Below are 23,491 nucleotides of genomic sequence, written 5' to 3'. Positions count from 1 at the left end.
CATGTGAATAACGCACGCCGGTGCTAGTGATGGTCGCGTTTAACGTCCAGCCTAGTGCGGAGGTGCACTGCATTTGTTCCCTTGGTATCTCCAAGGCCAAGAGCAATAAGGGAGAGAGCTATGAGCGGTAAATGTCCTGTCATGCACGGCGGTAACACCTCAACCGGTACCTCTAACAAAGATTGGTGGCCGGAAGGGTTGAACCTGGATATTTTGCATCAGCAAGATCGCAAATCAGACCCGATGGACCCGGATTTCAACTACCGTGATGAAGTCCGTAAGCTCGATTTCGACGCGCTGAAAAAAGACGTTCACGCGCTGATGACCGACAGCCAAGAGTGGTGGCCCGCTGACTGGGGGCACTACGGCGGTTTGATGATCCGCATGGCTTGGCACTCCGCAGGCACCTACCGTATTGCCGACGGCCGTGGTGGCGGCGGCACCGGTGCCCAGCGTTTTGCACCGCTCAACTCTTGGCCGGATAACGTCAGCCTGGACAAAGCGCGTCGTCTGCTGTGGCCGATCAAGAAAAAGTACGGCAACAAGATCAGCTGGGCGGACCTGATGATTCTGGCCGGTACCGTGGCGTATGAGTCCATGGGCCTGCCATCTTACGGCTTCTCCTTCGGTCGCGCCGATATTTGGGAGCCCGAGAAAGACATTTACTGGGGCAATGAAAAAGAGTGGCTCGCGCCCTCTGACGAGCGCTACGGCGACGTGAATAAGCCCGAAACCATGGAAAACCCGCTGGCTGCCGTTCAGATGGGTCTCATCTATGTGAACCCGGAAGGCGTCAACGGTCAGCCGGACCCGCTGAAAACCGCTCAGCAGGTGCGTGAAACCTTCGCCCGTATGGCTATGAACGACGAAGAGACGGCGGCCCTGACCGCTGGTGGCCACACCGTCGGTAAGTGTCACGGTAATGGCGATGCCTCTGCGTTGGCCGCTGAGCCAGAAGCCTCTGACGTTGAAAACCAGGGCTTTGGCTGGGGCAACCCCCACATGCAGGGCAAGGCGAGCAACGCTGTGACCTCGGGCATCGAAGGTGCGTGGACCACCAACCCCACGAAGTTCGACATGGGCTACTTCGACCTGCTGTTCGGCTACGAGTGGGAACTGAGAAAGAGCCCCGCCGGTGCCCACCAGTGGGAACCGATCGACATCAAAGAAGAAGACAAGCCGGTCGACGCCAGCGACCCCTCGATTCGTCATAACCCGATCATGACCGATGCGGACATGGCGATGAAGATGGATCCGACCTATCGCGCCATCTGCGAAAAGTTCATGGCCGATCCGGAGTACTTCAAGAAGACTTTCGCGAAAGCGTGGTTCAAGCTGACGCATCGTGACCTGGGACCGAAAGCACGTTACATCGGCCCGGAAGTGCCGGCAGAAGACCTGATTTGGCAAGACCCGATTCCGGCAGGCAGCACCGACTACTGCGAAGAAGTCGTCAAACAGAAAATCGCGGAAAGCGGTCTGAGTATCAGCGACATGGTCTCTACCGCTTGGGACAGCGCCCGTACCTATCGTGGCTCCGACATGCGCGGTGGTGCCAACGGTGCCCGTATCCGTTTAGCGCCGCAAAAGGATTGGCAGGGCAACGAGCCGGAGCGCCTGGCCAAGGTACTGAGCGTCTACGAGCAGATCTCTGCCGATACCGGCGCTAGCGTGGCGGACGTGATCGTACTGGCCGGTAGCGTCGGTATCGAGAAAGCTGCGAAAGCAGCGGGTTATGACGTGCGCGTGCCCTTCTTGAAAGGCCGTGGCGACGCGACCGCCGAGATGACCGACGCGGACTCCTTCGCGCCACTGGAGCCGCTGGCCGATGGCTTCCGCAACTGGCAGAAGAAAGAGTACGTGGTGAAGCCTGAAGAGATGCTGCTGGATCGTGCGCAGCTGATGGGCTTGACGGGGCCGGAAATGACCGTGCTGCTGGGCGGTATGCGCGTACTGGGCACCAACTATGGTGGCACCAAGCACGGCGTTTTCACCGACCGCGAAGGTCAGTTGACCAACGACTTCTTCGTCAACCTGACCGATATGGGCAACACGTGGAAGCCGGTGGGTAGCAACGCTTACGAGATCCGTGATCGCAAGACCGGGGCCGTGAAGTGGACCGCCTCGCGCGTGGACCTGGTGTTCGGTTCCAACTCGCTGCTGCGCTCATACGCAGAAGTGTATGCCCAGGACGATAACGGTGAGAAGTTCGTCAAAGACTTCGTCGCCGCCTGGACCAAAGTGATGAATGCCGATCGTTTCGACGTCGCGTCGTAAGTCAACAATCGTGAGTCGTACTCTCTAAGGCACCCAATCGAGGCACCCAGTCGGGTGCCTTTTTTGTATGCGTACTTAGGCATCGCTGGTTCGTCAGCTTTGCTACAGTAGCGTTTGCTTCCCTTTGATGTAACAACACGAGATCGACGATGACACGCAGTAAATGGATATGGCTCGTATGGGCCGTTGTCTTATCGAGCTATGTAGTGCCTTACACGCTGTTGAGCGACGTGTCGCGGTGGTACGGCAGCTTTTTGTTCTGGACCGTGGCGGGGTTGGTCATCATCGCCCTGAATGTGTTGATCACTCAAGGTTTCAAGGAACATAGTGATGACTGAGACGCTCATTTGGGGAGGCATTGCGCTTTACCTGTTGATTGCTCTCGGCATTGCGGTGCTGTCGCGTCGTCCCCCGACGAAAGGACACACGGAAAGCATGTCCGGTTACTTTTTGGGCAACCGGCAAATGAACGGGTTCGTCTCGGCGCTGAGCTACAGTGCCACGACCTACAGTGCCTTTATGATGGTGGGGTTGGCAGGCCTTACCTATGCGGGTGGCGTGGGCGCGCTCGGTTTTGAAATCATCTACTTTGCCGGTGTCTCACTGGTGGCGATTTTCGGCCCTAAATTCTGGGCGGTCGGCAAGAAGTTCGGCTACGTGACGCCCAGCGAGATGCTCGGCCACCGCTACAACAGCAAACAGGTGGCCATGGCCGTTTCCGTTGCTAGCTGTATCTTTCTGATTCCTTACTCAGCGGTTCAGCTCGCGGGCGTCGGCTACCTGCTTCAGGGGATGTCGGGAGGCACCATCACGTTTACCACCGGGGTTGCGCTGGCCACGGTAGTCGCCATTTTCTTCTCTTATATCGCGGGGATTCGTTCGGTCATGTGGACCGACTCGCTGCAGGCCATCATGATGATCGTGGCATCCACGCTGGTGGCGCTGTTGGTGATTCATAGCTTGGGCGGTTTTGGTGCGCTCTTCGAAACACTGGCGACCGAGCATCCGCAGTCACTGACGGTGCCCGGCCCGGGCCTATTCAGCTTCGTCACCTTTTTGGGTCTTACCATTCCCTGGTTCTTCTTTAGCCTCTCCAATCCGCAGGTGAGCCAACGTCTGTTCATGCCGTCGTCGCTGCGTTCGATGCGCCACATGCTGATCGGCTTTTTAGTGTTCGGTTTTATCTATACCTTGGTCTCTGTGCTGTGGGGATTCTCCGCCTTGGCCGCTTTCCCAAGTCTAGAACGCGCCGATTTAGCCACGCCTACGCTACTGGGCTCAGAGTTCGTGCCACCCGTCTTGGGCGTGATCGTGATGATCGGCATCATGGCGGCCGCCGTTTCCACCATCGACTCGATCATGCTGACGCTGGCCTCCATGGTCTCACGCGATGTTTACGCGAACCTCAAGCCGAACGTGAGTGAAAAGCGCCAACTCCAAGTCGGCAAGCTCGTCATACCGGTCATTGCACTCATGGCGCTCGCCTTCGCTGAGCTACAGCTCGATCTCATTGCAGTGCTATCGGTGGCCGCCTCCTCGGGCTTGGTGGCCATGGTGCCCGCGCTGATCGGTGCTTTCTATTGGAAGCGCGGCACGGCTGCCGGTGCACTGACCAGCGTGGTGGGCACGAGCGCCTTTGTACTGCTGATGTATGCCACCGGCAACTCGTTGCTGGGCCTGCCTGCCGGTGTATGGGGCATTGTGGTCGCGAGTGTGCTGTTTGTGGGCGTTAGCCTTGCGACCCAGCCTCATCCAGCCTCTACCGATGCCTTTTTTGCCGCCATCGAGGATGAGCTGGGTCACAAGCGCCGCTCTGCCAGTAATTCAACGACCAAGCAGTCGACTCCTTAGGCCCCTAGCGCTAAAAGCCCCTGTCTACTGGGGCTTTTCAGCCTACTTCCACCGCAACAGCTGCTTGCGATACGCCGCCTGCGCATGGGTCGCACTGATCGGCTGCAAACGCACCTTGGTACCCGGCAAACACTGGGCGAGGCGGGCGCAGGCTATGGGGGTCAAAGCACCCAGGCGCGGGTAGCCGCCGATGGTTTGGCGGTCGTTCATCAGGATGATCGGCTGGCCGTCGGGAGGAATCTGCACGGCCCCTAGCGGAATCCCTTCAGAAACGATGCCGTCTAGGCGGCTGTTCAGCGCTTTGCCGGTGAGCCGAATGCCCATGCGGTCGGCACGTTGATCCACGGTCCATGGCTGGTTGAAGGCGTCAAACAGGCTGCGCCCGGCAAAGTGGGCGGCCTGGGAGCCCAGCACCATGTCCAGCACGGTGTCTTCTGCATCAGGCAGAGGGATCTGGGTGCCTTGGGGTAACTGACGCGGCGTGGCGCTGCTGCCTTTCCAGGTGAGCTGATCGCTGGTTTTGAGCGGTTTGCCATCTTCGTGCAGACCGCCGATGTGTTCTCTTGCCGTGCAGGCTTGGCTGCCCAGCACGGTTGGCGCATCCAGCCCGCCCGGGAAGGCGAGGTACGCGCGTAGGCCCTTTTTCGGCTGGCGAAAGACCAGCGTTTGGCCCGCTTGCATCATAAAGCTGGCGTTGGGCGCCAGCGGTTGGTCGTCCAGTGTGGCGGCAAGGTCGGCACCTGCCAGGGCGAGGCGCACGTCGCTATTGGCTACCAGCGTCAGGTTGCCGCCCATGACGATTTCCAGCGCGGCGCTCTCCAGCGAGTTGCCCAGCAGCCAGTTGGCCCAGCGGAAGGCGATCCAGTCGGCGGCACCGCCTTGCGTCACGCCTAAGTGGCCGACGCCGAAGCGGCCCGCATCTTGAATCAGCGCCAGCGGTCCGGCTTGCTTTACGGTCAGGGTAGGACGGCTCATGAGCGCTCCTCCAGCGGGGTGGTGTCGCCCCCGGCCGCTTCGAATTCGGATTGGGATATCGCCTTGAAGCGCACTTTATCGCCCGGGCGCAGCAGCGGCTCGCCGCGTTTGGCGTGTTCGAACAGCGGCACGGCGGTTCTACCCAGAATGTTCCAGCCGCCCGGTGAAAGCAGCGGGTAGATGGCCGTTTGTCGGTCGGCAATGCCGACGCTGCCCGCCGCGACACGGCGGCGGGGCGTTTTCAAACGCGGCGCGGCAATCGCCTCATCCACCAAGCCCATAAAGCCGTAGCCAGGGGCAAAGCCCAGTGCAAACACGCAGTAGTCGTGACTGCAGTGTCGCTCGATCAACGCCTCGACGCTGAGACCGGCGCGCTTTGCCACGGTGGGCAATTCGGGGCCAACGCTATCGTCGTACCATACGGGAATTTCGTGGAGCTGGCCCTGCTGGGAGTCGGCAGGGGCTAAATTGCGTAGGGCACTGCGTACGAGGGTCGTGGCCTGGGCAAAGGTGAGCTTTTGGCAGTCGTAATGCACCAGCAGGGTGGTGTATGACGGGATCAGGTCGATGAGCGCGTGATCGAAAGCGCGCCGCAGCGCCTCGTCGGCGGCCATGATCCACGCCATATTGGTTTCATCGATGGCGTCGAACAAGCGCACCGTTAGGGCGTCCATCGCCGCTGTTTCTAAGCGCAGTTTCACGCGGACTCCAACGCCGTAAAGGCCTCGCGAATGGCGCGCACGGCGGCCACGGATTCGGGATTGTCGCCATGCACGCAGAGCGTATCGCAGGGTAGCAGCAGGGCGCTGCCATCGCGGGCGGTGAGGGTTTCCCCTTTGGCCAAGGCGACGGCTTGGGCGACGATGGTGGCTTGGTCGTGGTGCACGGCCCCCGGCAGGCGGCGTGAGGCTAAGTGCCCGGTGGCCTCATACGCGCGGTCCGCGAAGGTTTCAAACCAGAGGGTGATGCCCATTTTTTCCGCTAGCTGACGATGCGGCGCTGGATCGGCGGTGGCCATCACCATTAGCGGCAGGCGGTCATCGAACGCCTTCACGGCGCGCATGGCGCCTTCCAGTAGCGCCACATCGGCTGCCATGTCGTTGTACATTGCCCCGTGGGGTTTGACGTAGCTCAGTGCGGTGCCTTCTGCTTGGCAAATGCCTGCCAGGGCGCCGATTTGGTAGAGCATCATGTCTTCCACTTCGGCAGGCGAGCAGGCCATGGAGCGGCGGCCAAAGCCCATTAAATCAGGGTAACCGGGATGGGCACCGATTTTTACGCCGTGCTGAACAGCAAGCTTCACTGTCTTGCGCATCACATGGGGGTCAGATGCGTGGTAGCCGCAGGCAATGTTGGCACAGTCAACGTGGGGCATGACCTCAGCGTCCAAGCCAATCGACCAGTTACCGAAACTTTCGCCCATATCGCAGTTAAGCAGCGGAATCGCCATAACGTCTCCTGCTGGGTTGTGTGTTGTTAGTAATTGATATCGCTATTCATTAGCCAAATGAGACAGTCTATTTGCTCATAGTAATGACGTGTTAGTGAGCCTATATATGGTGTTGTTAGCGCAAAAATAATATATGGAGAGCGCGTTCCAAGTGCCAATCGTTTTTAGCGATATTGAGTATCGGCTGTTCCTATCATGCTGTTATTTAGTGGAAAAATAGTTGACGCTAGAGCGTGATACGATTATCAACTATTGAAAGCGACTCAAAAAAGATTACAAAAGAGACGCCCTGATCCGCCGGATGTCGCGCGTTTGCGCTACCTATAACAATGGCTAGGAAAGGGTGATGTCTGAGGAGTGCCACATGCGGTTGCCAGCCCCGCGACAGCTTGCCTGTGCCCAGCACGGCAGGTTGCATATACATCTGCATAACGACGCTTCACCTGGATTACCAACGGTGGGCGGCATGGTGAATGCGCCTACTGGGGTGCTTTGCCCGAGTGCGTTTTTGACAGGCTGGTGAGACGATGCTGGATTTTAAGGAACTCGATGCCTTTGTGTGGGCGGTGAAACTTGGCTCTTTTCGTAAAGCGGCCGCCAGGTTACACATCACTCAACCCTCGGTGTCGGAGCGTATTTCTCGCTTAGAGAGCACGGTGGGCGAGCTGCTGCTCGAACGCTCGGCGCGACCGATTCAACCCACCATGCGTGGCCGAGAGTTCTTTCTCCATGCCGAACGCATGCTGGCTCAGCGCGATGAAGCCCTGAAACTGTTCGACAGCGAAGAGGATTTTTCGGCGCCGCTACGTCTGGGCACCATCGAAACCATCGCCCATAGCTGGTTTCCGCGCTTCATGCAGCGCCTCACCGAGCGCTATCCCAAGCTCATCATCGAACTGACCGTCGACTACTCGCCCGCGCTCAATGAGCGTTTGACCGGCAATGAGCTGGATATCCTGCTGGCCATGAACGGCTACCTGCCCCAGGAGCAGATCGACCAAGAGACGCTCAGCCCTTACGAGATGGGCATGTTCGTCTCGCCACGCCACGCCCAGCGACTTAGCGAACGCCCCCACGCCTGGTGCACCACGCTGCCGTTCATTTCTTTTGGCAAGCTGGCGCGCCCTTATGAGGAGCTGGTGAGCTACCTCGCCGCCCAGGGGGTGGCGCAGCCACGTATTCATAGCGTGAGCACGCTGATGACCATTGTTCGCTTGACGACCGAGGGATTAGGCATCGGCGCGCTGCCGGTCGCTACCGTGCTGGACGAGTGGCGACGGGGCGAGCTGTATCGTCTGGCGCTCCCCGCGCCGTTACCCGCCATGCACTATGATGTGATTTGGCGCAGCGCCAATCATCCGCGCTTTTGTCGCGGCGTGGGCCGATTGGCCCAAGAGTGCGCGCGTGAGTATGCCACTGAAAAGCATAACGAGATTACTAACATGTGTTTTACCGGGCGTTGGGTGACCCCTAACGCCGCCTCCTCCACCCCTGTGCAGCACCTCCATCCCTATGAATAAGAGGACTTTACCTATGCGTACTCGCATTGCGACCCCCCTGCTTCTTGCCACGGCGTGCAGCCTTGCCGCTGCCGCCACGGCTCAGGCCGCCGAGTGGACCATGGCCACGCCCTACGGGGATGCCAGCTTCCACACCCAAAACACCAAGCAGTTCGCGGAAGATGTGGCGGAAGCCACGGACGGCGAGCTCACCATTACCGTTCATAGCGGTGGCTCGCTAGTATCCCACGGGGAGATCAAGCCCTCCGTGCGTCGTGGCACCATCGATGCCGGTGAGGTGTTCCTGTCGATTCTCTCTAACGACGACCCGATTTTCGAAGTCGATACGCTGCCTGGCGTGGCCGGTAGCTACGATGACGCCTACGCGCTGTGGGAAGCGACCAAGCCGATGATTACCGAGCTGTTCGCCTATGAAGGGCTGATTCCGCTGTATGCCGTTGCCTGGCCTGCACAGGGCATCTACACGGCGGAACCGCTGACGGATCCGGCACAGTTCGAGGGGCTGCGCGTGCGTGCGCCGAACATCAACACCCAGCGCTTCGTCGATAACCTAGGCGGTAGCCCCACCGAAACCGAAGAGTCTGATATCCCCACGGCCTTTAGCACCGGCCGCGTCGACGCGATGATTACGTCGAGCTCTACCGGCAACTCCATGGCCGCTTGGGACTACGTCACCGACTACACCGATGCCAACCTGTGGCTGCCGAAGAACATCGTTTTCATCAGCCAGCGCAGCTTCGATCGTCTTGACGAAGCGACGCAAGAAGCGCTGATGGAAGCGGCGGCCCGTGCCGAAGAGCGCGGCTGGCAGATGAGCCGTGAGAACAATGACGAGAGCCTCGCGGCGCTGCAAGAGAACGGCATCAGCGTGTCCGAACCCAACGCTGAGGTAGCCGCTGCGCTGCAAGCGGCGGGTGACGAGCTGTTCGCCGATTGGCAGTCCCGCGCCGATGACGAAGCCAAAGCGGCTCTGGAAGCCTACCGCGCCCAGCGTGGCAACTAACCCTTCGTTGCCACTGTAACGCCTGGGGCAGCCCGCGGGCTGCCCCTTTCCCTACGCGCTCTGTGAGACTGCGAACATGACGTTTAAATTCGACAAACTCTACCGCCTGGGTGCCTGGGGCGCAGCAGCGTGCATGGTGGCTATTTGTGCGCTCATTGCGCTGCAAGTCACTTTTCGTTTGGTGGATGCTCTGTTGGTGCTGGTGGGCCTTAGTCGACTCGGCATCAGTATCACCGGCGTCTCGGAAATGGCCGCCTATTTATTGGTCGGCGCGACGTTTCTGGGTCTGGCTTACACCTTCGTGCATCACGCCCATATACGGGTCACGCTGCTCATTTCGCGTCTGCCGTCGGCGGTGCGCGTGTGGTTTGAGGTGTTTGGTCTGCTGATTGCGCTGGTCATCAGCGTGCTGCTGACCTATGGCTTGATCGGCTTGGCGAGGGAGAGCCTGGAATACAACGATGTGTCGTCGGGCTTCTTGTCGATTCCTCTATGGATCCCGCAAGTGGTGCTGGCCGTTGGCGTTGGTCTGCTGGCCCTGGCACTGCTGGAGGCGCTATGGATGGCTGGGCGTATTGCCCTGCGAGACCCGTCAAGCTTTCGTGAAGCCATGTCCATCGACGATAACGACGCGCACTAAGCGGCGACTCGGGAGATACCCTCGTGCTACTACTCAGTTTAGCGACTATTGTGACCCTCGTGGTGCTGTTGGGCAGCGGGGTGTGGATTGCCTTTGCGCTCATCGGCACCGCATGGATTGCCCTACAATTTTTTAGTCCTTTCGATCCAGGCCCCATTTTGGCCTCTGATTTTTGGGGCGCCAGCTACGGCTGGGACTTGACGGCGCTGCCCATGTTCATCTGGATGGGCGAAATTCTGTTTCGTTCGGGGCTAGCGGACAACATGTTCCGCGGGCTGTCGCCGTGGCTCAACCGTCTGCCGGGCCGCCTGCTGCATACCAACATCATTGGCAGTGGCATGTTCGCAGCGGTATGCGGCTCGTCAGCCGCCACCTGTGCCACGGTGGGTAAAATGACCCTGCCGGAGCTCGAACGCCGCGGCTACGACAGCAACATGGCGATTGGCACGCTGGCCAGCGCGTCCACACTGGGCTTGTTGATACCCCCCTCGATCGTGCTGATCGTGTATGGCGTGGTCACCGAGCAGTCGATCTCGCGGCTGTTTATGGCGGGCATTGGCCCCGGCCTGATGATCTTGGCCATGTTCATGACGTATTTGGTGCTCTGGGCGCTGCTCAAAGGCAACCGTGCTGGCCTGACGGGTGCCGACGAATCGGATATGAGCATCGCTGAAAAGCTGCGCAATACCTGGGCGCTGGTGCCTATTTTGCTGCTGATTGGTGGCATCATCGTATCGATTTACGGCGGGCTGGCTTCGCCAACGGAGGCGGCTGCGGTGGGCGTGGTGCTATCGATGATCATTGCTCGGTTCAATGGTCACTTCGACCGGTCGATTTTTACCGACTCGCTCTTTGCGGCAGTGCGCACGGCCTGCATGATCGCCTTCATCATTGCCGGTGCATCGTTCTTGACCTCGGCCATGGGCTTTACTCAAGTGCCCATGAAGCTTGCTCAGGCCATTGGCGAGATGGGACTATCGCCCACCATGCTGCTGGTGGCACTCACGCTGCTGCTGCTCATCATGGGCTGCTTCTTGGACGGTATTTCGCTGATTCTGCTGGTGACGGCCATTATCATGCCGGTGGTGAGCGCGGCGGGCTTCGATCTGATCTGGTTCGGCATCTATTTGGTGATCGTGGTCGAAATGTCGCAAATCACGCCGCCGGTCGGGTTTAACCTATTCGTGATTCAAGGCTTGACCGGTAAGGATATTCTGACCATCACCAAAGCGACGCTGCCGTTCTTTTTACTGATGATGCTGGCCATTGCGCTGATGCATCTCTTCCCCAGCATTGCGCTTTACCTGCCTTACGCCATGACCGGCTAATTGGCCGAGTCATTGACCATAGACCGACACACCGCCCCGGCCAGAGCGCTTGATGAAGTACATGCTCTGGTCGGCGGCATCGATTAGCTCGCGTTCATTACCAAAACCGCCGTCGGTCAAACACGCCACGCCAATCGATACCGAGACATAGAGCGGCTCTTGTTCGATCTGCGCCATGGGCCGCTCCTGCAAGCGCCGAGTAATGCGTTCGGCAAAGCGTTTTGCGCCTTCGGCATTTTCATCCGGCAGAATCACCAGGAACTCTTCGCCACCATAGCGGCCCGCTAGATCGCCCACGCGCACCAGCGAGGCGAGCATCTTACCAAAGCGGGCCAGTACCTCGTCGCCGGCCTGATGACCAAAACGGTCGTTGAGCACTTTGAAGTGATCGAGGTCGATGAACACCACCGACATGGTTCGCTTGGTCGATAGGCAAAGGTGGAATCGCTCTCGCAGCTGTTCCTCTAGCCATGCGCGATTGGCCAGTTGGGTCAGCGGATCGATCCGGCTGCGCTGCTCTAGCTGGGCGTAATCGTCGAGCAGCGCATCCCGCGCCTTTTGCTGAGCGTCCAGACGGGCGCTAAGCGACAGCGTATGCTCGTACAGCAGCTGCTGAGCCTCTTGTAACAGCCTAACGCTATCGATCGAGACGGGTTGGCTTAGCCCCAGAGTCTCCATCAAGGGCGGCAGAGTGTATTCGAGGTGTGCCAAAAGGCCGGCAAGGGCCCACTCGTCAGCGGTGGCCAACGTTCGAAGCTGACGCATCACGCCCGCTAATGCTTGGGCGGGATCGGCCGATAACCAAGCATCGGCAAGTGCACCCGAGACGCGCAGGCAGAGAACCGAGGGATTGTCGGTCTCGAGCCCTTCGTGGCTGCGCTGGATGGCGCGAATCAAATCGTCATGAGCGCCCCATTTCGCGAGTAACCAAGCGCCGATCAGCGCGTGGTCGCAGCCAAAGTAGCGTTTTTCGACCTGCTGGGTATGGCCATGAGAGGCCTGCTCGGTCCCGTATAGCCGCTCAGCGTCGTTGGGGTAGGCGGTCTGCAGCGCCAGGATGCCAATGTCCTGCAGTAGTGCTGCTGTAAACACGCTGCCCGCTTGGTGAGGGCAGAGCTGTTGCGCGAGATAACTCGCGGCAACGGCTGAGGTAATGGCTCGCCGCCAGAAGTGCTGGCGGCCGCGTGCCGAGTGGTCATTTTCGAACAGGCAAAAACTCAGCACCGTGGCCAGCGTGACATCTAGCCCCATACGCTGGGTGGCTTCGAAACACGTATGAGGCGGCTGGGCGGCGCGCAGATAGTGCACGCTATTGGCCACGCTCATCACCCGTGCCGTCAAGGCCGGGTCGTGCTCGATGGCGCGTGCATAATCGCTCAAGGTGGCATCCGAGGTGCGGGTGATCTCCAGCACGTTGAGCGCCACCGCCGGCAAAGACGGTAGCCGCTTGCACTGCAGCAAAGTGCTGCTGAGAAAGCTGGGAAGCTGGTTGGCCAGCGAGGTATAAAGCGTTTCGCTGACGGCAGTAGGCCCCGTCATAGTGTCTCCTCAATGCCGTGCAGCGAAGTAGGCAGTCAGTTGAATAACGATCGTTTTTTTTATCATATTGTCAGGTTGGCCGATACCGCTTGGCGCGATCGGCGTCTTCCAAAAGGTAGCTGTTTATGGTGCAAACGTCGCCGTGCTTTGTTAAAACAGTGGCAAAGCTTAGCTGCTCTATAACGACATAAGCGAGTGCAACGATGCACACACGAAAAGAAGCAGCAGAGATTTTTCGCCAGCTAGCAGAAGGGGTGGGGCGTAGCAGTCAGCCCAACTTCTTTGCCTCCCTGGTGGAACAGCTTGCTCGTTTACTGGCCGTCGATCATGCGTTGATCGCGGTCGTCACTGATGCCAATATAGCGGAAACCCTGGCCGTTTGGTCAAGCAATGGTTTACAAGCCAATATCACCTACCCCTTGGCAGGCACGCCTTGCGAGACCGTGGTTGGCCATGAACCATGCCTTTACGCCTGCGACGTACAATCCCGCTTTCCTAAAGACGATCTTTTGCGCCAGCTCGGTGCCGATAGCTACATGGGCCTGCCGCTATTTGGGCCGGATGGGGCGGCCATCGGTCTGCTAGCGGTGCTGAGCAATCGCCCCATGGCGTTCGATGGACTAGAAAACGAAGTGTTGCGAATTGCCGCCGCACAAGCGGGTGCTGAGCTAGGCAGGCGTCAAGCAGAAAACGCGCTACGCAAAAGCGAGGCCGCCGCCAAAGAGAGCGAGCGACGGCTGAACACCTTGCTCGATCACCTGCCCGGCATGGCCTACCGCTGCCTGAACGATCATGACTGGACCATGCTGCTCGTCAGCCAAGGTGCCGAAGCGCTGACCGGCTATCGGCCGGAAGAGTTGGAAAACAGCCGAGTGACGACCTTTGCCAGCCTGGTGCACGCAGATGATCAAGCGCGGCTGGCGCAAGAGGTAGCGGCTGCGATTCGCCAGCGCCGTCCTTATCGCGTGACGTTTCGCATTCGGCACCGCGACGGTAGCGAGCGCTGGATGTGGGAGCAAGGGCAGGCCGTCTTTTCCAATCAAGGCGAGGTACTCTGCTTGGAAGGCTTCATTACGGATGTGACCGACCAGCAAGAGGCGCAGCGGGTACAGCAGGCGGTGGTTCAAGTGGCCTCGACCGTCACTTCTAGGGTGGGCGACGATTACTTTCAGCAACTCATTGCCACGCTGACCACGCTGTTGGAAGCCGATGCGGGATTCATCGCTCTGTTGGACCAACCGGTGCCGCCTGCACCACAGGGCCATTCTCATCCCAATAATCTGTTGCCTGCCACTACGGGGCATACCGTGAGTCTGGTCGTCGCTGGCCAGACCCGTAAAAACCACACCTTCTTGCTGCGCGGCACGCCCGTCGAACGCGTGGTGCTCGAACAAGAGAGCGTCGTACAGCAGGGGCAGCGGTTTAGCCTGCCGGGCGCCACGATGAACGCGCAAGCCTGGATCGGACGCCGCTTGGATAACGCCAAAGGGGAAGCCATTGGGGTGATGATGGTGTTTTACCAAACGCCGTTAACCACCAATGCCTTTGCTACCTCCGTGCTGCAGATTCTCTCCACGGGGGCTGCTGCCGAGCTCGAGCGACGCCGCGACCACCGCCACATGCACCAGTTGGCCTACACCGACAGCACGACCGGCTTGCCCAACCGGGTGCAGTTCATGGATCTCTTGCGTGATATAGGCGAGCGGGCCGAGCAGCAGGCGTCGCCGCTGGCGCTGTTGCTGTTGGATTTGCGCCGCTTCAAAGAGGTCAACGACCTGCACGGACATCAAGTCGGTGATCAACTGCTGGCAACGGTGGCGGCGCGTTTGCGCCACTTGGATATCGCCAACTTGCACTGCGCGAGGCTATCGGGGGATGAGTTCGCGCTGCTATTACCACGCGTCGAACGCGCAGCGCTGGATGAGCTTGTCAAGCAGCTTTGCAGCTTGGTGAGACGGCCGATTCGTCTAGAGCACCGCGTCTTCAATTTGGACGTAAGCATTGGTTTTGCGCGCTACCCAGGCGATGTGGCCAACACCAGCGAGCTGTTCAATGCGGCCAGTATTGCACTACATCACGCCAAAAAGCGTGAAACCAATATCTCCCCCTACACGCAAGCCATGCGCCATACGCTGGAACGCCGCCAATGGATGACCGAGCGGCTGCACATGGCGATTTTAGAGCAGCGGCTAGAGCTCTACTTCCAGCCCCAGGTGGATTTAGACACGAAAGCGCTGACCGGTGCAGAGGCGCTGTGCCGCTGGCACGACCCAGAGTGGGGGTGGGTCAGCCCTGGGGAGTTCATCCCCCTAGCCGAGGAGCGCGGGCTGATTCGTTTACTCGGTGACTGGGTGCTGGAAGAGGCCGCGCGTCAGTTGAGCGCTTGGCAAGCAGCGGGCACACCGCTTCCGGGGCGGCTGTCGATCAATATCTCCGCGCAGCAGTTTGCCGACCCGCGACTAACGACTCATATTGCCGCACTCACCTCCAGCGTCTCGCCCAGCGCGATTGCCATTGAGCTGACCGAGAGCGATTTCATGCGCGACCCGGATCAGGCGGTCATCATTACCCAGGCCATGCGTCAGGCAGGCTATGCGCTGTTCATCGACGACTTCGGCACCGGGTACTCCTCGCTCTCTTATCTGCGCCGCTTTGCCGCCGACGCGCTAAAAATCGATATCTCGTTCGTGCGCGAAATGCTCGATAACCACCACGATCGGGCCATCGTGCAGACGATCATTGCCATGGCCAACACGCTGGACATGAAAACCCTTGCCGAAGGTGTCGAGAGTGCCGCCCAAGCGGCGCTTCTGGCCGAGATGGGCTGTAATCAGGCGCAAGGTTACTTTTTCGGCAAGCCGCTGCCAGCCGATCGCTTTGCCCATACCTGGCTGAGTCGCTAGGCGCACGTTCGTCATCTTACTGTCATCATGCGTGGCATACCCTACGCGCGCCAAACCGCGACGATAGGAGTTCCCATGCGCCTGGCCCTGTTTGACCTTGATGATACGCTCCTGGACGGAGACTGCAGCGACCGCTGGAATTTATGGATGATCGAGCAAGGATGGGTCACCGACGCGGAGCGCTTCATGACACGCGCCGAACAGATGCAGCAGGCCTACCATGCGGGCAAGCTCAAGCTAGACGAGTACCTGGCCATGACGCTGGCACCCCTGAAGGGGCGGCGAGTGGCTGAGGTGGAAAAGGAAGTCGAGCGCTTCGTCGCTACTCATTTGCAGCCGCGTATTTTCGATCAAGCGTGGCGCTGCCTAGAGAGCCATCGACAAGCGGGCGATACTTTGATTTTGATCTCTGCCTCGTCTCGCCATTTGGTGGCACCCATCGCGACAGTGCTCGGCATCGAGCATGTGCTGGCGGTGGAGCCGGAGATCACTATGTCCGAAGAGGGTCGTGTTTACACCGGGAGCAGCCAAGGCGTGCTTTCGTACCGAGGCGGCAAGGTGATCCGCTTTCAGCAGTGGCTGGCGGAGCACGCCATCACGCCGAGCCACACCACGTTCTATTCCGACTCGCGCAACGATTTACCACTGTTGCAGTACGTGGATTGCGCCGTGGCGGTCAACCCCGACCCGGTCTTGGCCGAGGTGGCTAGCGTAGAAGGGTGGCGACGCTTAGACTGGCGGGCATTCTCTTTTAGTAATGACCGCTTATCTAGCTCCGTTAATAGTGAATACTCCAGTCTTGCTAAAACATGATGGTCGTTTCATAGGTACTCTCGTTGTCAAGGCGACCACATGAGTCCAGCGGCCCTCGCCCTGGTACTGGTCTCGGTGTGTATGCATGCCGGATGGAACGTGCTGGGCAAACGCAACACGCCCTCGCTGGGGGCGTTCGTTCTGGCCTATGGCGCTGGCGGTGTCGTGATGCTGCCGCTGTTAGTGCTGGGGCCACCGCTCATGGCGCTTCCAGGCGCATTTTGGGGGTGGCTGGCGCTCTCGGGGCTATGCCAGATGCTCTATATGGGAGGCTTGGCCTGGGCCTATGCACGGGGGGAGGTGAGCGTGCTCTACCCCATCGCCAGGGCGCTGCCTGTCGTGCTGGTGCCGCTGGTCTCCATTGCGTTGCTAGGTAGCCGCGTGCTGGATGCGTGGGACGGCCTAGGGATGGCACTGGTGGTTTTGGGTGCGCTCTGTCTGCCGCTCAGCCACCCGGAGGCGCGCCGGGTGTCCACCTATGTCACGCCCGCCATGGGGTTCGCGCTGCTGGCGGCGGCGGGCACGGTGGGCTATTCGCTCATCGATAAGCAGGCCTTGGGCCTGATGCAGAGCGCGGGTCACAGCGGGCTCACCGCCGGAGCCGTCTTTATGGTGCTGCAAGCGGTGATGACGCTGACTTGGGCAGTGCCGCTGCTGGCGCTGCTGCCCGCTGAGCGTCGCCGCTTGCCGCTACTTCGCCAGCAAGGCCTGCCCGTGTTAGTGGTGACCGGGCTGATGATGACCTGCACCTACGGCCTCGTGCTGGTGGCCATGGCGATGACCGATGAAGTGAGCTACGTGGTCGCGCTGCGCCAGCTCTCGATTCCGGTGGGCGTGTTGATGGGCGTGCTGTGGTTGAAAGAGCCTGCCTCCACCGCTAAAACACTCGGCACCTTGGTGATGCTGGCGGGGTTGGTGATGGTGGCGCTGTAGTCGCGCCACCTTCTTGCTCTCTAAACTAGAGCGCCTGCCACACCAAGTTGATCCCCACTAAGAACATGGCGATGATCACCAGACGGTAAAACAGCGTTTCATTGACGCGGCTCTGTAGCCAAAGACCGTTACGTACGCCGATCCACGCCACGGGCACCAGCAGCAGCGAGGCCCAGGCGCTGGTCATGTTGACCTCGCCCAGCCACATGTACGGGCCGAGCTTGATGGTGTTGACCACCGCGTAGGTCACCGTGCAGGTGGCAATGAAGGTCTCTTTGGTGAGCTTACGCGGCATCAGGTACATGTTCATCGGCGGCGCCCCCGCGTGGGCGATGAAGCTGGTAAAGCCGCAGACGCTGGCAGCGGGCAGCGCCCAGTGGTGGGAAATGGGCTTTTTCGCCACCGGCTTGAGCAGCATGTAAGCGGCGAAAACCACCGACAGAATGCCCAGGGCCATGCGCACGCCCTGCTCGCTCAGGCTGCCAAACAGCAGCGTACCCACCGCCACGCCGATGAACAGCCCCGGCACGAAGCGCCACACTTCCGCCCGGTCGTGTTTGCCCCACCACGCCTTGACCGCAAAGACATCCATCACCAGTAGCAGCGGCAGCAGCAGCCCGGCCGCCTGGGTGGGGCTAATCGCCAGCGCCATCAGCGGTACCGAGAGCGTACCGAAGCCACCCGCAAAGCCCCCCTTGGAGACGCCGGTGAGATACACCGAAAAAACGATCAACAGCCAGGCGATAAGGGAGTAATCCGGGAGCATGGAGGCCTCAAAGGGTGATGAAAATAGGGTGATTGAAAACAGCTGCCACAAAAAAGCCCCGCAGGAGCGGGGCAGCACAGGATAGCATTAGATAAATGTTAGCGGGCGAATAGAAAGGTGGGGCGCCTTGTCATCGCGTTGATCACAAAATGATCACCGTCGCCAGCCCTAAGAATGACAGAAAACCCACCACATCCGTGACCGTCGTCAGAATCACCGCGCCGGAGAGGGCTGGGTCGATTTGTAAGCGTTTCAGCACCAGCGGAATGAGCACGCCGGAGAGGTTGGCGAGGCTCATGTTAATGAAGATGGCTAACGTGATGACCAGGGTAATCAGCGGGTCGCTAAACCACAGATAGGAAATGCCGCCTACCACCAGGGCCCATACCAGGCCGTTGCTCATGCCCACCCACAGCTCTTTGTTATAGAGCCACTGTTTGTTGTTACCCGCGATTTGGCCGAGCGCCAAGCCGCGTATGACCACGGTCAGGGTTTGGCTACCGGCAATGCCGCCCATGCTGGCGACGACAGGCATAAGGATGGCCAGGGCGACGATTTGATCCAGCACCGCTTCGAACTGGCCGATGACGAAGGCGGCGAGGAAGGCGGTGAGCAGGTTGATGCCCAGCCAAATGCCGCGGCTCTTGGCACTGCGTAGAATGGGGGTGAACACCTCTTCTTCGTCGCTCACGCCCGACATGTGCTTCAACGTCATGTCGGCGTCGTCCTGGGTGATTTCCAGCACGTCGGCGGCGTTCAGCTGGCCGACCAGCAGCCCGTCGCTGTTGCACACCGGCACGAAGGGCAGCTCTTTGGAGCGCAACAGGGCGGCGGCGTCGCTGACCTTCATTTGGTCATTCAGCGAGTAGGGCGCATCGTCCATAAACGCGTCGACGGTACTCTCCTGGGGCTGTTTGACCAAGTCGATCAGCGTCAGGGTGCCCAGTAGGCGCTTGTCCTTGTCGGTGATCATGATCTGCTGCGAGTCGTCGTCTAGCAGATGGTGAATCCGGATGTAGCGCTGCACGGCTTCCAACGACACGCCCTGCTTTACGTTGACCGTCTCTGGGTCCATGTAACGGCCGACCATGTCCTCTTCATAGGTATAGAGGTTCTCGACCTGAGCGCGAATCTCCTGGTCCAGGCTGGCGTAGACGGTGGTTTTGATTTCTTCATCGGCGACATCGAGGACTTCGGCGACTTCCTGAGCATCCAAGCCTTTAACGATTTGCTCGACGTCGCTGGCGGTCAGGTCTTCGATGTAATCGGCGCGAATGTCCTCGTCGACTTCGGCAAGTACTTCGCCGAGCATCGCTTCTGGAATGTACTCCCACAGCCGGTCACGGGTTTTGGCAGGAAAAGACTCAAGGGTGCGCGCAATCGCTAAAATATCGAGCTCATTGAACAGCTCGTTCAGGGCAACCGTATCTTCCTCGTCGAGCAATTTTTGAAGATAGAGAAGCTGCTCCTCGGTGTTGGTGTATTTCTCTTCATCGCGCATAGAGTCCATCCTTTGGTCATTAATTTTTAACACAACTACTTGAAAGCGCTCGATGGCTCACTATGAATCTTATCGGCAGCCGCAGTTGAAAGCCATGCGGGCTTTTTTACCCTCATGACCAGGTCCCTCTAGTCGCCCAGGTGAAACGGGAACGTGTCAGTGCCGAGTTACAAAGGCCACGCGTACGCCATGCTGAAGCCGCTGTTGGGCAGAAACAGGTTGCGTAGGGTGGCCGATCATCTCATCGGCTGCATCGGCCCAAGTAAGAATTCCGTGGGTGAAACCCAGCGGTGCCAGCGTGCGGCTTACCCACTGGGTACCACTAAAACGCTTCGTGTCGCCCTGAGAATCGACTAATAGGCTGACCGAGTCATCGCGATGCAGGCGCACGATATACCAGCCCATATCAATCCCATGCAGCTCAACGTCGGGCAGCGGCTTGGCCAGTTGGGCAAGCGCAGCCAGGGTTATACGAGGAGGAAGGGGCAAAACCATCATGGCACCTCATTGGCTCAATGGTGTTTATGTAGAGTCTAATGATTGTGATGGTTTTGCATAGTTTTTTGGGTGAGAAGAAACCCCTCTGCCGTCCTAAGGGCGACGCCTTTCTGAGGTTAGCGGTGCAGGATATGACATTTTTTCTGCCGAGCCTTTAACGCCTGTAGGGCATCGACCTTTAATGGCAGCTGGTTGGCCCAGAGGATGTCTTCTCGGCGATGGCCAATATCGCGCAGTATCTGATCGTCGTATTTCAGTAGTGGCACTATATGCCTGCGGAACAGCCAGCGCCGCCGACAGCGCCACCAAGCCATATCGATGACACGGATCAGTCGCATTGATGGCATGGCCGGCATGTAAAACGGCAACTGGGGTGGCTTGGGCGGTGGTGCCAAGCGGCTAGCTTTCTCCCAAGCGTGCTGGGCATGTTGGCAAGGGGTTTCAAACGTCATCGCGCACCTCCATCGTTACTTTCGCTTTATCCAAAGCGGTACCTCCCCAACGACTGGGCAGGTGTGAACTGTGATGAGTAAGTAGGAGGGTCGCGACCTCTGGCTAGAAGCTTGGCGCTTTGCCTTGGATCAATCAAACGAAAAGATTTACACTGAGGGTTAAGTTTTTCTGAAAGGTTAGCGTGATGAGCCAACTCTCTACCCTGCCACCCAGTCGGGTCGCCTTGCCGCTATTGGATAGCGAGGTGTTGCGCACCTTTGTAACGATTGCGGAAAGTGGCAGCTTTACCCGCGCCGCCCAACAGCTATGTCGCACGCCTTCCGCCGTGAGTATGCAGATTAAACGCTTGGAGGAGACGCTTGGCCAGACGCTCTTTGTACGCGAAGCGCGGCACGTACGCTTGACGACCGAGGGAGAAGTGCTGCTGGGCTATGGTCGACGGCTACTTAAACTGAATGCAGAGGCCGTGACCCAGTTTCTAGCGCCTACCATCGAGGGGCGCGTGGGGTTGGGGCTCACCGACGATGTGGTAGGTCGTATCCTGCCGACTGTGTTGGCTCAGTTTGCCCGCTCGCACCCAGCGGTGCAGGTCGATGTCGAGGTGGGGCGCAGCAAAGACCTGCTCGTCAGGCTGGACGAGGGCGAACTTGATCTCGCCCTCGTGATGGCTGGAGGGCCTGGACAGGCTGGACGAGGAGAGATCGTCCATAGTGAACCGCTGGTGTGGGCGGGCCGCGAGGATGGCGTTGCCGTACAGCGCTCGCCACTGCCGGTGACGCTGGCGCAACAGGGATGTGAGTGGCGCAGAATTACTCTCGATGCCCTCGATCAAGCGGGTATCACGTATCGAATTGCTTACTCCTGCGACCATTGTGCCGGGCAGGAGGCCGCCATGCTGGCTGACTTGGCCGTGACGGCTTTCCCCAAAAGCCTGGTTCGCTCGCCGCTCAAGCGTCTCCACAACGAATCGCTGCCTCCACTAGGCGATTACCAGGTAGCGCTGGTGAAGCGTCCAGGTGTTGGTAGTGCCAGTGAGGTGTTAGCCGAACGGGTGGCCGAAGCCTTCCGAGAAGGGTAAGTCTTGTTCTCTGCATACAGAGGGGGCAGTAGCGTCAAGCCCAATGGCCCGAGCAGTCGGCTGCTCGGGCCGTGGCACGGATCAGCGACGCTTGGCCTGATTAGCCGTTGCGGAACAGGAAGCTGTAGGCATTGAGAGCGGGCACGCCGCCCAGGTGGGCATACAGCACCTTGGAGCCCGCCGGGAATTCTCCGTTGCGCACCCTATCGATCATGCCGTGCATGGATTTGCCTTCGTACACCGGGTCGGTGAGCACCCCTTCCAGGCGGGCGCAAAGGCGAATGGCCTCTAGCGTGCCGTCATTGGGCAGGCCGTATTCAGGGCCGCCATAGCGGGTGTCCAGGATCACGTCGTCATCGGCAATGCCGCCTTCCAGTTCGACTAGCTCGGCGGTGTGGCGAGCAATCCGCAGGATCTGCGCACGGGTTTGCTCGGGCTTGGCCGAGGCGTCGATGCCAATCACCCGCTGGGCGCGGCCATCGGCGGCAAAGCCGACCACCATCCCGGCCTGGGTGCTGCCGGTCACCGAGCACACCACGATGTAGTCGAAGGTGAAGCCCAGCTCTTTCTCCTGCTGGCGCACCTCTTCGGCAAAGCCGACGAAGCCCAAGCCGCCGTAGGGGTGTTCGGAACAGCCCGCGGGAATGGGGAATGGTTTGCCGCCCTGCTGGCGCACATCCTCCATGGCCTGCTCCCAGCTAGGGCGAATGCCGATATCGAAACCGGCGGCGTCCAGGCGAACGTCGGCCCCCATGATGCGCGACATCTCGATATTGCCGACCCGGTCATACACCGCATCGGAGTAGTTCACCCAGTTCTCCTGAACGAGGACGCACTTCATACCCAGGTGCGCCGCGACGGCAGCCACCTGACGCGTCTGGTTGGACTGGATTCCGCCAATCGACACCAGCGTATCGCAGCCCTGCTCCAGCGCTTCGGGGATGAGGTACTCCAGTTTGCGGGTCTTGTTGCCGCCGAAAGCCAGGCCGCTGTTGCAGTCCTCGCGCTTGGCATACAGCTCGACCTCGCCGCCCAGATGGGCGCTCAGCCGTTTGAGAGGTGTGATCGGGGAGGGGCCGAACGTCAGTGGATAACGGGGGTAGCGTTCAAGGTTCATGGCAAGCTCCTGCATTGGCAATCAACGCGATAGACAAGGATCGCTGGGTAACGGTGGTTGGAACGTTGGCGTGCTCCCTGAGGTTTATATTAGGCGTTAGTGTGTTCAGGCGGGTTGCGAAATAAGGGCTTTATAAACAACAATGGATTGTCTGATTGCGTTTATAGGTTTGATTAATTCGTAAATTTATTCTTTGAGTAAATAATAATGTGTGCCAAACGAGCGGGAGGGGCCTTGGAGCCCCATGCCATGGGCGGTGAGCTGGATCGTATCGACAAGCGTATTCTCAAGCTGCTTCAGGAGGATGCGACGCTTTCCAATGTGGCGCTGGCCGAGCAGGTGAACCTCAGCCCTGCGGCCTGTTTGCGGCGTGTCGAAAAGCTGAAGCGGGACGGGGTGATCAGCCGGATCGTGGCCCACCTGAACCCGGAGCCCCTGCAGGCAGGCATGGTGGTGTTGATTGGCGTGGTGCTGGACCGCTCGACGCCAGAATCTTTTGCGGCGTTCGAGGCGGCGGCTCAAAAAGTGTCGGGCTGCATGGAGTGCCACGTGGTCACGGGGGAGTTCGACTACTTCATGCTGGTGCGCACCAGAGACAGCCAAAGCTTCAACCGGCTACACGCCGAGCAGTTGCTCTACCTGCCAGGCGTGCGTCAGATTCGTTCGTTCATGGGGCTGCGGGAGGTGGTGTCGACCCACAAGGTACCGATTTAGTCCTAATGGCCCACGGCATGCCCGACGTCAATAAACCGTCGTGATTGCGTCATACATCTTTCATCTTTACCTAATACTCTCCCTCGAAAACAACACGTAGTTCGTACGGGCTAATGATGACGAGGGGAGTAC

General features: G+C 59.3%; 21 protein-coding genes. 12 read left to right on the top strand and 9 right to left on the bottom strand.

Features of this window, described 5'->3' with window-relative positions; translation table 11 throughout:
• Positions 1–120: 120 nt before the first annotated feature.
• From katG to FRH_RS04090, 3 genes are all read left to right on the top strand, one after another.
• Entirely contained in the window at positions 121–2,277 is a 2,157-nt protein-coding gene (gene katG / locus FRH_RS04100; RefSeq protein WP_239297182.1) for a catalase/peroxidase HPI, read from the top strand.
• 149 nt (positions 2,278–2,426) lie between these two features.
• A complete protein-coding gene (locus FRH_RS04095; RefSeq protein WP_219862133.1) occupies positions 2,427–2,615 on the top strand; it encodes a hypothetical protein in 189 nt (62 codons plus the stop codon).
• Positions 2,608–4,128, top strand: coding sequence for a sodium:solute symporter family protein (locus tag FRH_RS04090; RefSeq protein ID WP_281997846.1), 1,521 nt, complete (start codon positions 2,608–2,610; stop codon positions 4,126–4,128). Before FRH_RS04095 ends, FRH_RS04090 begins: the two co-directional genes overlap by 8 nt.
• A gap of 42 nt (positions 4,129–4,170) precedes the next feature.
• Here the strand turns inward: FRH_RS04090 and FRH_RS04085 are convergent, their stop codons facing one another.
• The 3 genes from FRH_RS04085 to FRH_RS04075 are packed head-to-tail and all read right to left on the bottom strand — an operon-like array spanning position 4,171 to position 6,553.
• Positions 4,171–5,103 (bottom strand): biotin-dependent carboxyltransferase family protein, encoded by a 933-nt coding sequence (locus tag FRH_RS04085; protein ID WP_281997845.1) that lies wholly within the window; start codon positions 5,101–5,103, stop codon positions 4,171–4,173.
• Positions 5,100–5,804 (bottom strand): 5-oxoprolinase subunit PxpB, encoded by a 705-nt coding sequence (gene pxpB, locus FRH_RS04080; RefSeq protein ID WP_281997844.1) that lies wholly within the window; start codon positions 5,802–5,804, stop codon positions 5,100–5,102. Before pxpB ends, FRH_RS04085 begins: the two co-directional genes overlap by 4 nt.
• Complete coding sequence (locus FRH_RS04075; protein WP_239297173.1) at positions 5,801–6,553, bottom strand: 5-oxoprolinase subunit PxpA; 753 nt, start codon at positions 6,551–6,553, stop codon at positions 5,801–5,803. The genes pxpB and FRH_RS04075 overlap by 4 nt, the downstream gene beginning before the upstream one ends.
• A 527-nt stretch (positions 6,554–7,080) precedes the next feature.
• Between FRH_RS04075 and FRH_RS04070 the strand changes: the two genes are divergently transcribed.
• The 4 genes from FRH_RS04070 to FRH_RS04055 all read left to right on the top strand — a co-directional run bounded on the left by FRH_RS04070 (position 7,081) and on the right by FRH_RS04055 (position 11,044).
• A complete protein-coding gene (locus FRH_RS04070) occupies positions 7,081–8,073 on the top strand; it encodes a LysR family transcriptional regulator (protein WP_281997843.1) in 993 nt (330 codons plus the stop codon).
• Between the two features lie 13 nt (positions 8,074–8,086).
• Positions 8,087–9,076 carry a TRAP transporter substrate-binding protein gene (locus FRH_RS04065; protein WP_281997842.1) on the top strand — a complete coding sequence of 330 codons (990 nt, stop codon included), beginning with the start codon at positions 8,087–8,089 and terminating at the stop codon, positions 9,074–9,076.
• A 76-nt stretch (positions 9,077–9,152) separates the two neighbouring features.
• A complete protein-coding gene (locus FRH_RS04060) occupies positions 9,153–9,716 on the top strand; it encodes a TRAP transporter small permease (protein ID WP_139525885.1) in 564 nt (187 codons plus the stop codon).
• Between the two features lie 23 nt (positions 9,717–9,739).
• A complete protein-coding gene (locus FRH_RS04055) occupies positions 9,740–11,044 on the top strand; it encodes a TRAP transporter large permease subunit (RefSeq protein ID WP_139525884.1) in 1,305 nt (434 codons plus the stop codon).
• Between the two features lie 9 nt (positions 11,045–11,053).
• Here the strand turns inward: FRH_RS04055 and FRH_RS04050 are convergent, their stop codons facing one another.
• Complete coding sequence (locus FRH_RS04050) at positions 11,054–12,583, bottom strand: GGDEF domain-containing protein (protein ID WP_281997841.1); 1,530 nt, start codon at positions 12,581–12,583, stop codon at positions 11,054–11,056.
• A gap of 203 nt (positions 12,584–12,786) precedes the next feature.
• Between FRH_RS04050 and FRH_RS04045 the strand changes: the two genes are divergently transcribed.
• The 3 genes from FRH_RS04045 (at position 12,787) to FRH_RS04035 (ending at position 17,232) form a co-directional block, all read left to right on the top strand.
• A complete protein-coding gene (locus FRH_RS04045) occupies positions 12,787–15,486 on the top strand; it encodes an EAL domain-containing protein (protein ID WP_281997840.1) in 2,700 nt (899 codons plus the stop codon).
• A gap of 75 nt (positions 15,487–15,561) precedes the next feature.
• Complete coding sequence (locus tag FRH_RS04040) at positions 15,562–16,299, top strand: HAD-IB family hydrolase (RefSeq protein ID WP_239297168.1); 738 nt, start codon at positions 15,562–15,564, stop codon at positions 16,297–16,299.
• A gap of 39 nt (positions 16,300–16,338) precedes the next feature.
• Positions 16,339–17,232: a drug/metabolite transporter gene (locus tag FRH_RS04035; protein ID WP_281997839.1), complete on the top strand. Its 894-nt coding sequence runs from the start codon at positions 16,339–16,341 to the stop codon at positions 17,230–17,232.
• Positions 17,233–17,257: 25 nt separating this feature from the next.
• Here the strand turns inward: FRH_RS04035 and FRH_RS04030 are convergent, their stop codons facing one another.
• From FRH_RS04030 to FRH_RS04015, 4 genes are all read right to left on the bottom strand, one after another.
• On the bottom strand, positions 17,258–17,998 hold the full coding sequence (locus FRH_RS04030; RefSeq protein ID WP_219862111.1) for a sulfite exporter TauE/SafE family protein: 741 nt from the start codon (positions 17,996–17,998) through the stop codon (positions 17,258–17,260).
• Between the two features lie 142 nt (positions 17,999–18,140).
• Entirely contained in the window at positions 18,141–19,499 is a 1,359-nt protein-coding gene (mgtE, locus tag FRH_RS04025; protein ID WP_139525878.1) for a magnesium transporter, read from the bottom strand.
• Positions 19,500–19,655: 156 nt separating this feature from the next.
• Positions 19,656–19,997 carry a DUF6482 family protein gene (locus FRH_RS04020; protein WP_281997838.1) on the bottom strand — a complete coding sequence of 114 codons (342 nt, stop codon included), beginning with the start codon at positions 19,995–19,997 and terminating at the stop codon, positions 19,656–19,658.
• 116 nt (positions 19,998–20,113) lie between these two features.
• A complete protein-coding gene (locus FRH_RS04015; protein ID WP_153842955.1) occupies positions 20,114–20,449 on the bottom strand; it encodes a hypothetical protein in 336 nt (111 codons plus the stop codon).
• A 185-nt stretch (positions 20,450–20,634) separates the two neighbouring features.
• On the opposite strand from FRH_RS04015, the gene FRH_RS04010 reads away from it, so the two are divergent.
• Entirely contained in the window at positions 20,635–21,528 is an 894-nt protein-coding gene (locus FRH_RS04010) for a LysR family transcriptional regulator (protein WP_281997837.1), read from the top strand.
• A gap of 100 nt (positions 21,529–21,628) precedes the next feature.
• Here FRH_RS04010 and FRH_RS04005 read toward each other — a convergent pair whose 3' ends face one another.
• The gene (locus tag FRH_RS04005) at positions 21,629–22,645 is read right to left on the bottom strand and encodes a 1-aminocyclopropane-1-carboxylate deaminase (RefSeq protein WP_153842957.1); all 1,017 of its coding nucleotides are present in this window, start codon (positions 22,643–22,645) and stop codon (positions 21,629–21,631) included.
• Positions 22,646–22,879: 234 nt separating this feature from the next.
• Here FRH_RS04005 and FRH_RS04000 point away from each other — a divergent pair, with 234 nt between their 5' ends.
• Positions 22,880–23,359 (top strand): Lrp/AsnC family transcriptional regulator, encoded by a 480-nt coding sequence (locus tag FRH_RS04000; protein WP_231125584.1) that lies wholly within the window; start codon positions 22,880–22,882, stop codon positions 23,357–23,359.
• Positions 23,360–23,491 lie beyond the last annotated feature (132 nt).

Source organism: Halomonas sp. A020 (genome assembly GCF_027943625.1).
GTDB lineage: Bacteria > Pseudomonadota > Gammaproteobacteria > Pseudomonadales > Halomonadaceae > Vreelandella > Vreelandella piezotolerans.
The sequence above is the reverse complement of the archived record's forward strand: the minus strand, read 5'-3'. Positions and strand labels throughout refer to the sequence as shown.

Coding starts and splice junctions, on each gene's coding strand:
- katG (WP_239297182.1), top strand. CDS start 121: ATGAGCGGTAAATGTCCTGTCATGCACGGCGGTAACACCTCAACCGGT.
- FRH_RS04095 (WP_219862133.1), top strand. CDS start 2,427: ATGACACGCAGTAAATGGATATGGCTCGTATGGGCCGTTGTCTTATCG.
- FRH_RS04090 (WP_281997846.1), top strand. CDS start 2,608: ATGACTGAGACGCTCATTTGGGGAGGCATTGCGCTTTACCTGTTGATT.
- FRH_RS04085 (WP_281997845.1), bottom strand. CDS start 5,103: ATGAGCCGTCCTACCCTGACCGTAAAGCAAGCCGGACCGCTGGCGCTG.
- FRH_RS04075 (WP_239297173.1), bottom strand. CDS start 6,553: ATGGCGATTCCGCTGCTTAACTGCGATATGGGCGAAAGTTTCGGTAAC.
- FRH_RS04070 (WP_281997843.1), top strand. CDS start 7,081: ATGCTGGATTTTAAGGAACTCGATGCCTTTGTGTGGGCGGTGAAACTT.
- FRH_RS04065 (WP_281997842.1), top strand. CDS start 8,087: ATGCGTACTCGCATTGCGACCCCCCTGCTTCTTGCCACGGCGTGCAGC.
- FRH_RS04060 (WP_139525885.1), top strand. CDS start 9,153: ATGACGTTTAAATTCGACAAACTCTACCGCCTGGGTGCCTGGGGCGCA.
- FRH_RS04050 (WP_281997841.1), bottom strand. CDS start 12,583: ATGACGGGGCCTACTGCCGTCAGCGAAACGCTTTATACCTCGCTGGCC.
- FRH_RS04045 (WP_281997840.1), top strand. CDS start 12,787: ATGCACACACGAAAAGAAGCAGCAGAGATTTTTCGCCAGCTAGCAGAA.
- FRH_RS04040 (WP_239297168.1), top strand. CDS start 15,562: ATGCGCCTGGCCCTGTTTGACCTTGATGATACGCTCCTGGACGGAGAC.
- FRH_RS04035 (WP_281997839.1), top strand. CDS start 16,339: ATGAGTCCAGCGGCCCTCGCCCTGGTACTGGTCTCGGTGTGTATGCAT.
- FRH_RS04030 (WP_219862111.1), bottom strand. CDS start 17,998: ATGCTCCCGGATTACTCCCTTATCGCCTGGCTGTTGATCGTTTTTTCG.
- mgtE (WP_139525878.1), bottom strand. CDS start 19,499: ATGCGCGATGAAGAGAAATACACCAACACCGAGGAGCAGCTTCTCTAT.
- FRH_RS04020 (WP_281997838.1), bottom strand. CDS start 19,997: ATGATGGTTTTGCCCCTTCCTCCTCGTATAACCCTGGCTGCGCTTGCC.
- FRH_RS04015 (WP_153842955.1), bottom strand. CDS start 20,449: ATGACGTTTGAAACCCCTTGCCAACATGCCCAGCACGCTTGGGAGAAA.
- FRH_RS04010 (WP_281997837.1), top strand. CDS start 20,635: ATGAGCCAACTCTCTACCCTGCCACCCAGTCGGGTCGCCTTGCCGCTA.
- FRH_RS04005 (WP_153842957.1), bottom strand. CDS start 22,645: ATGAACCTTGAACGCTACCCCCGTTATCCACTGACGTTCGGCCCCTCC.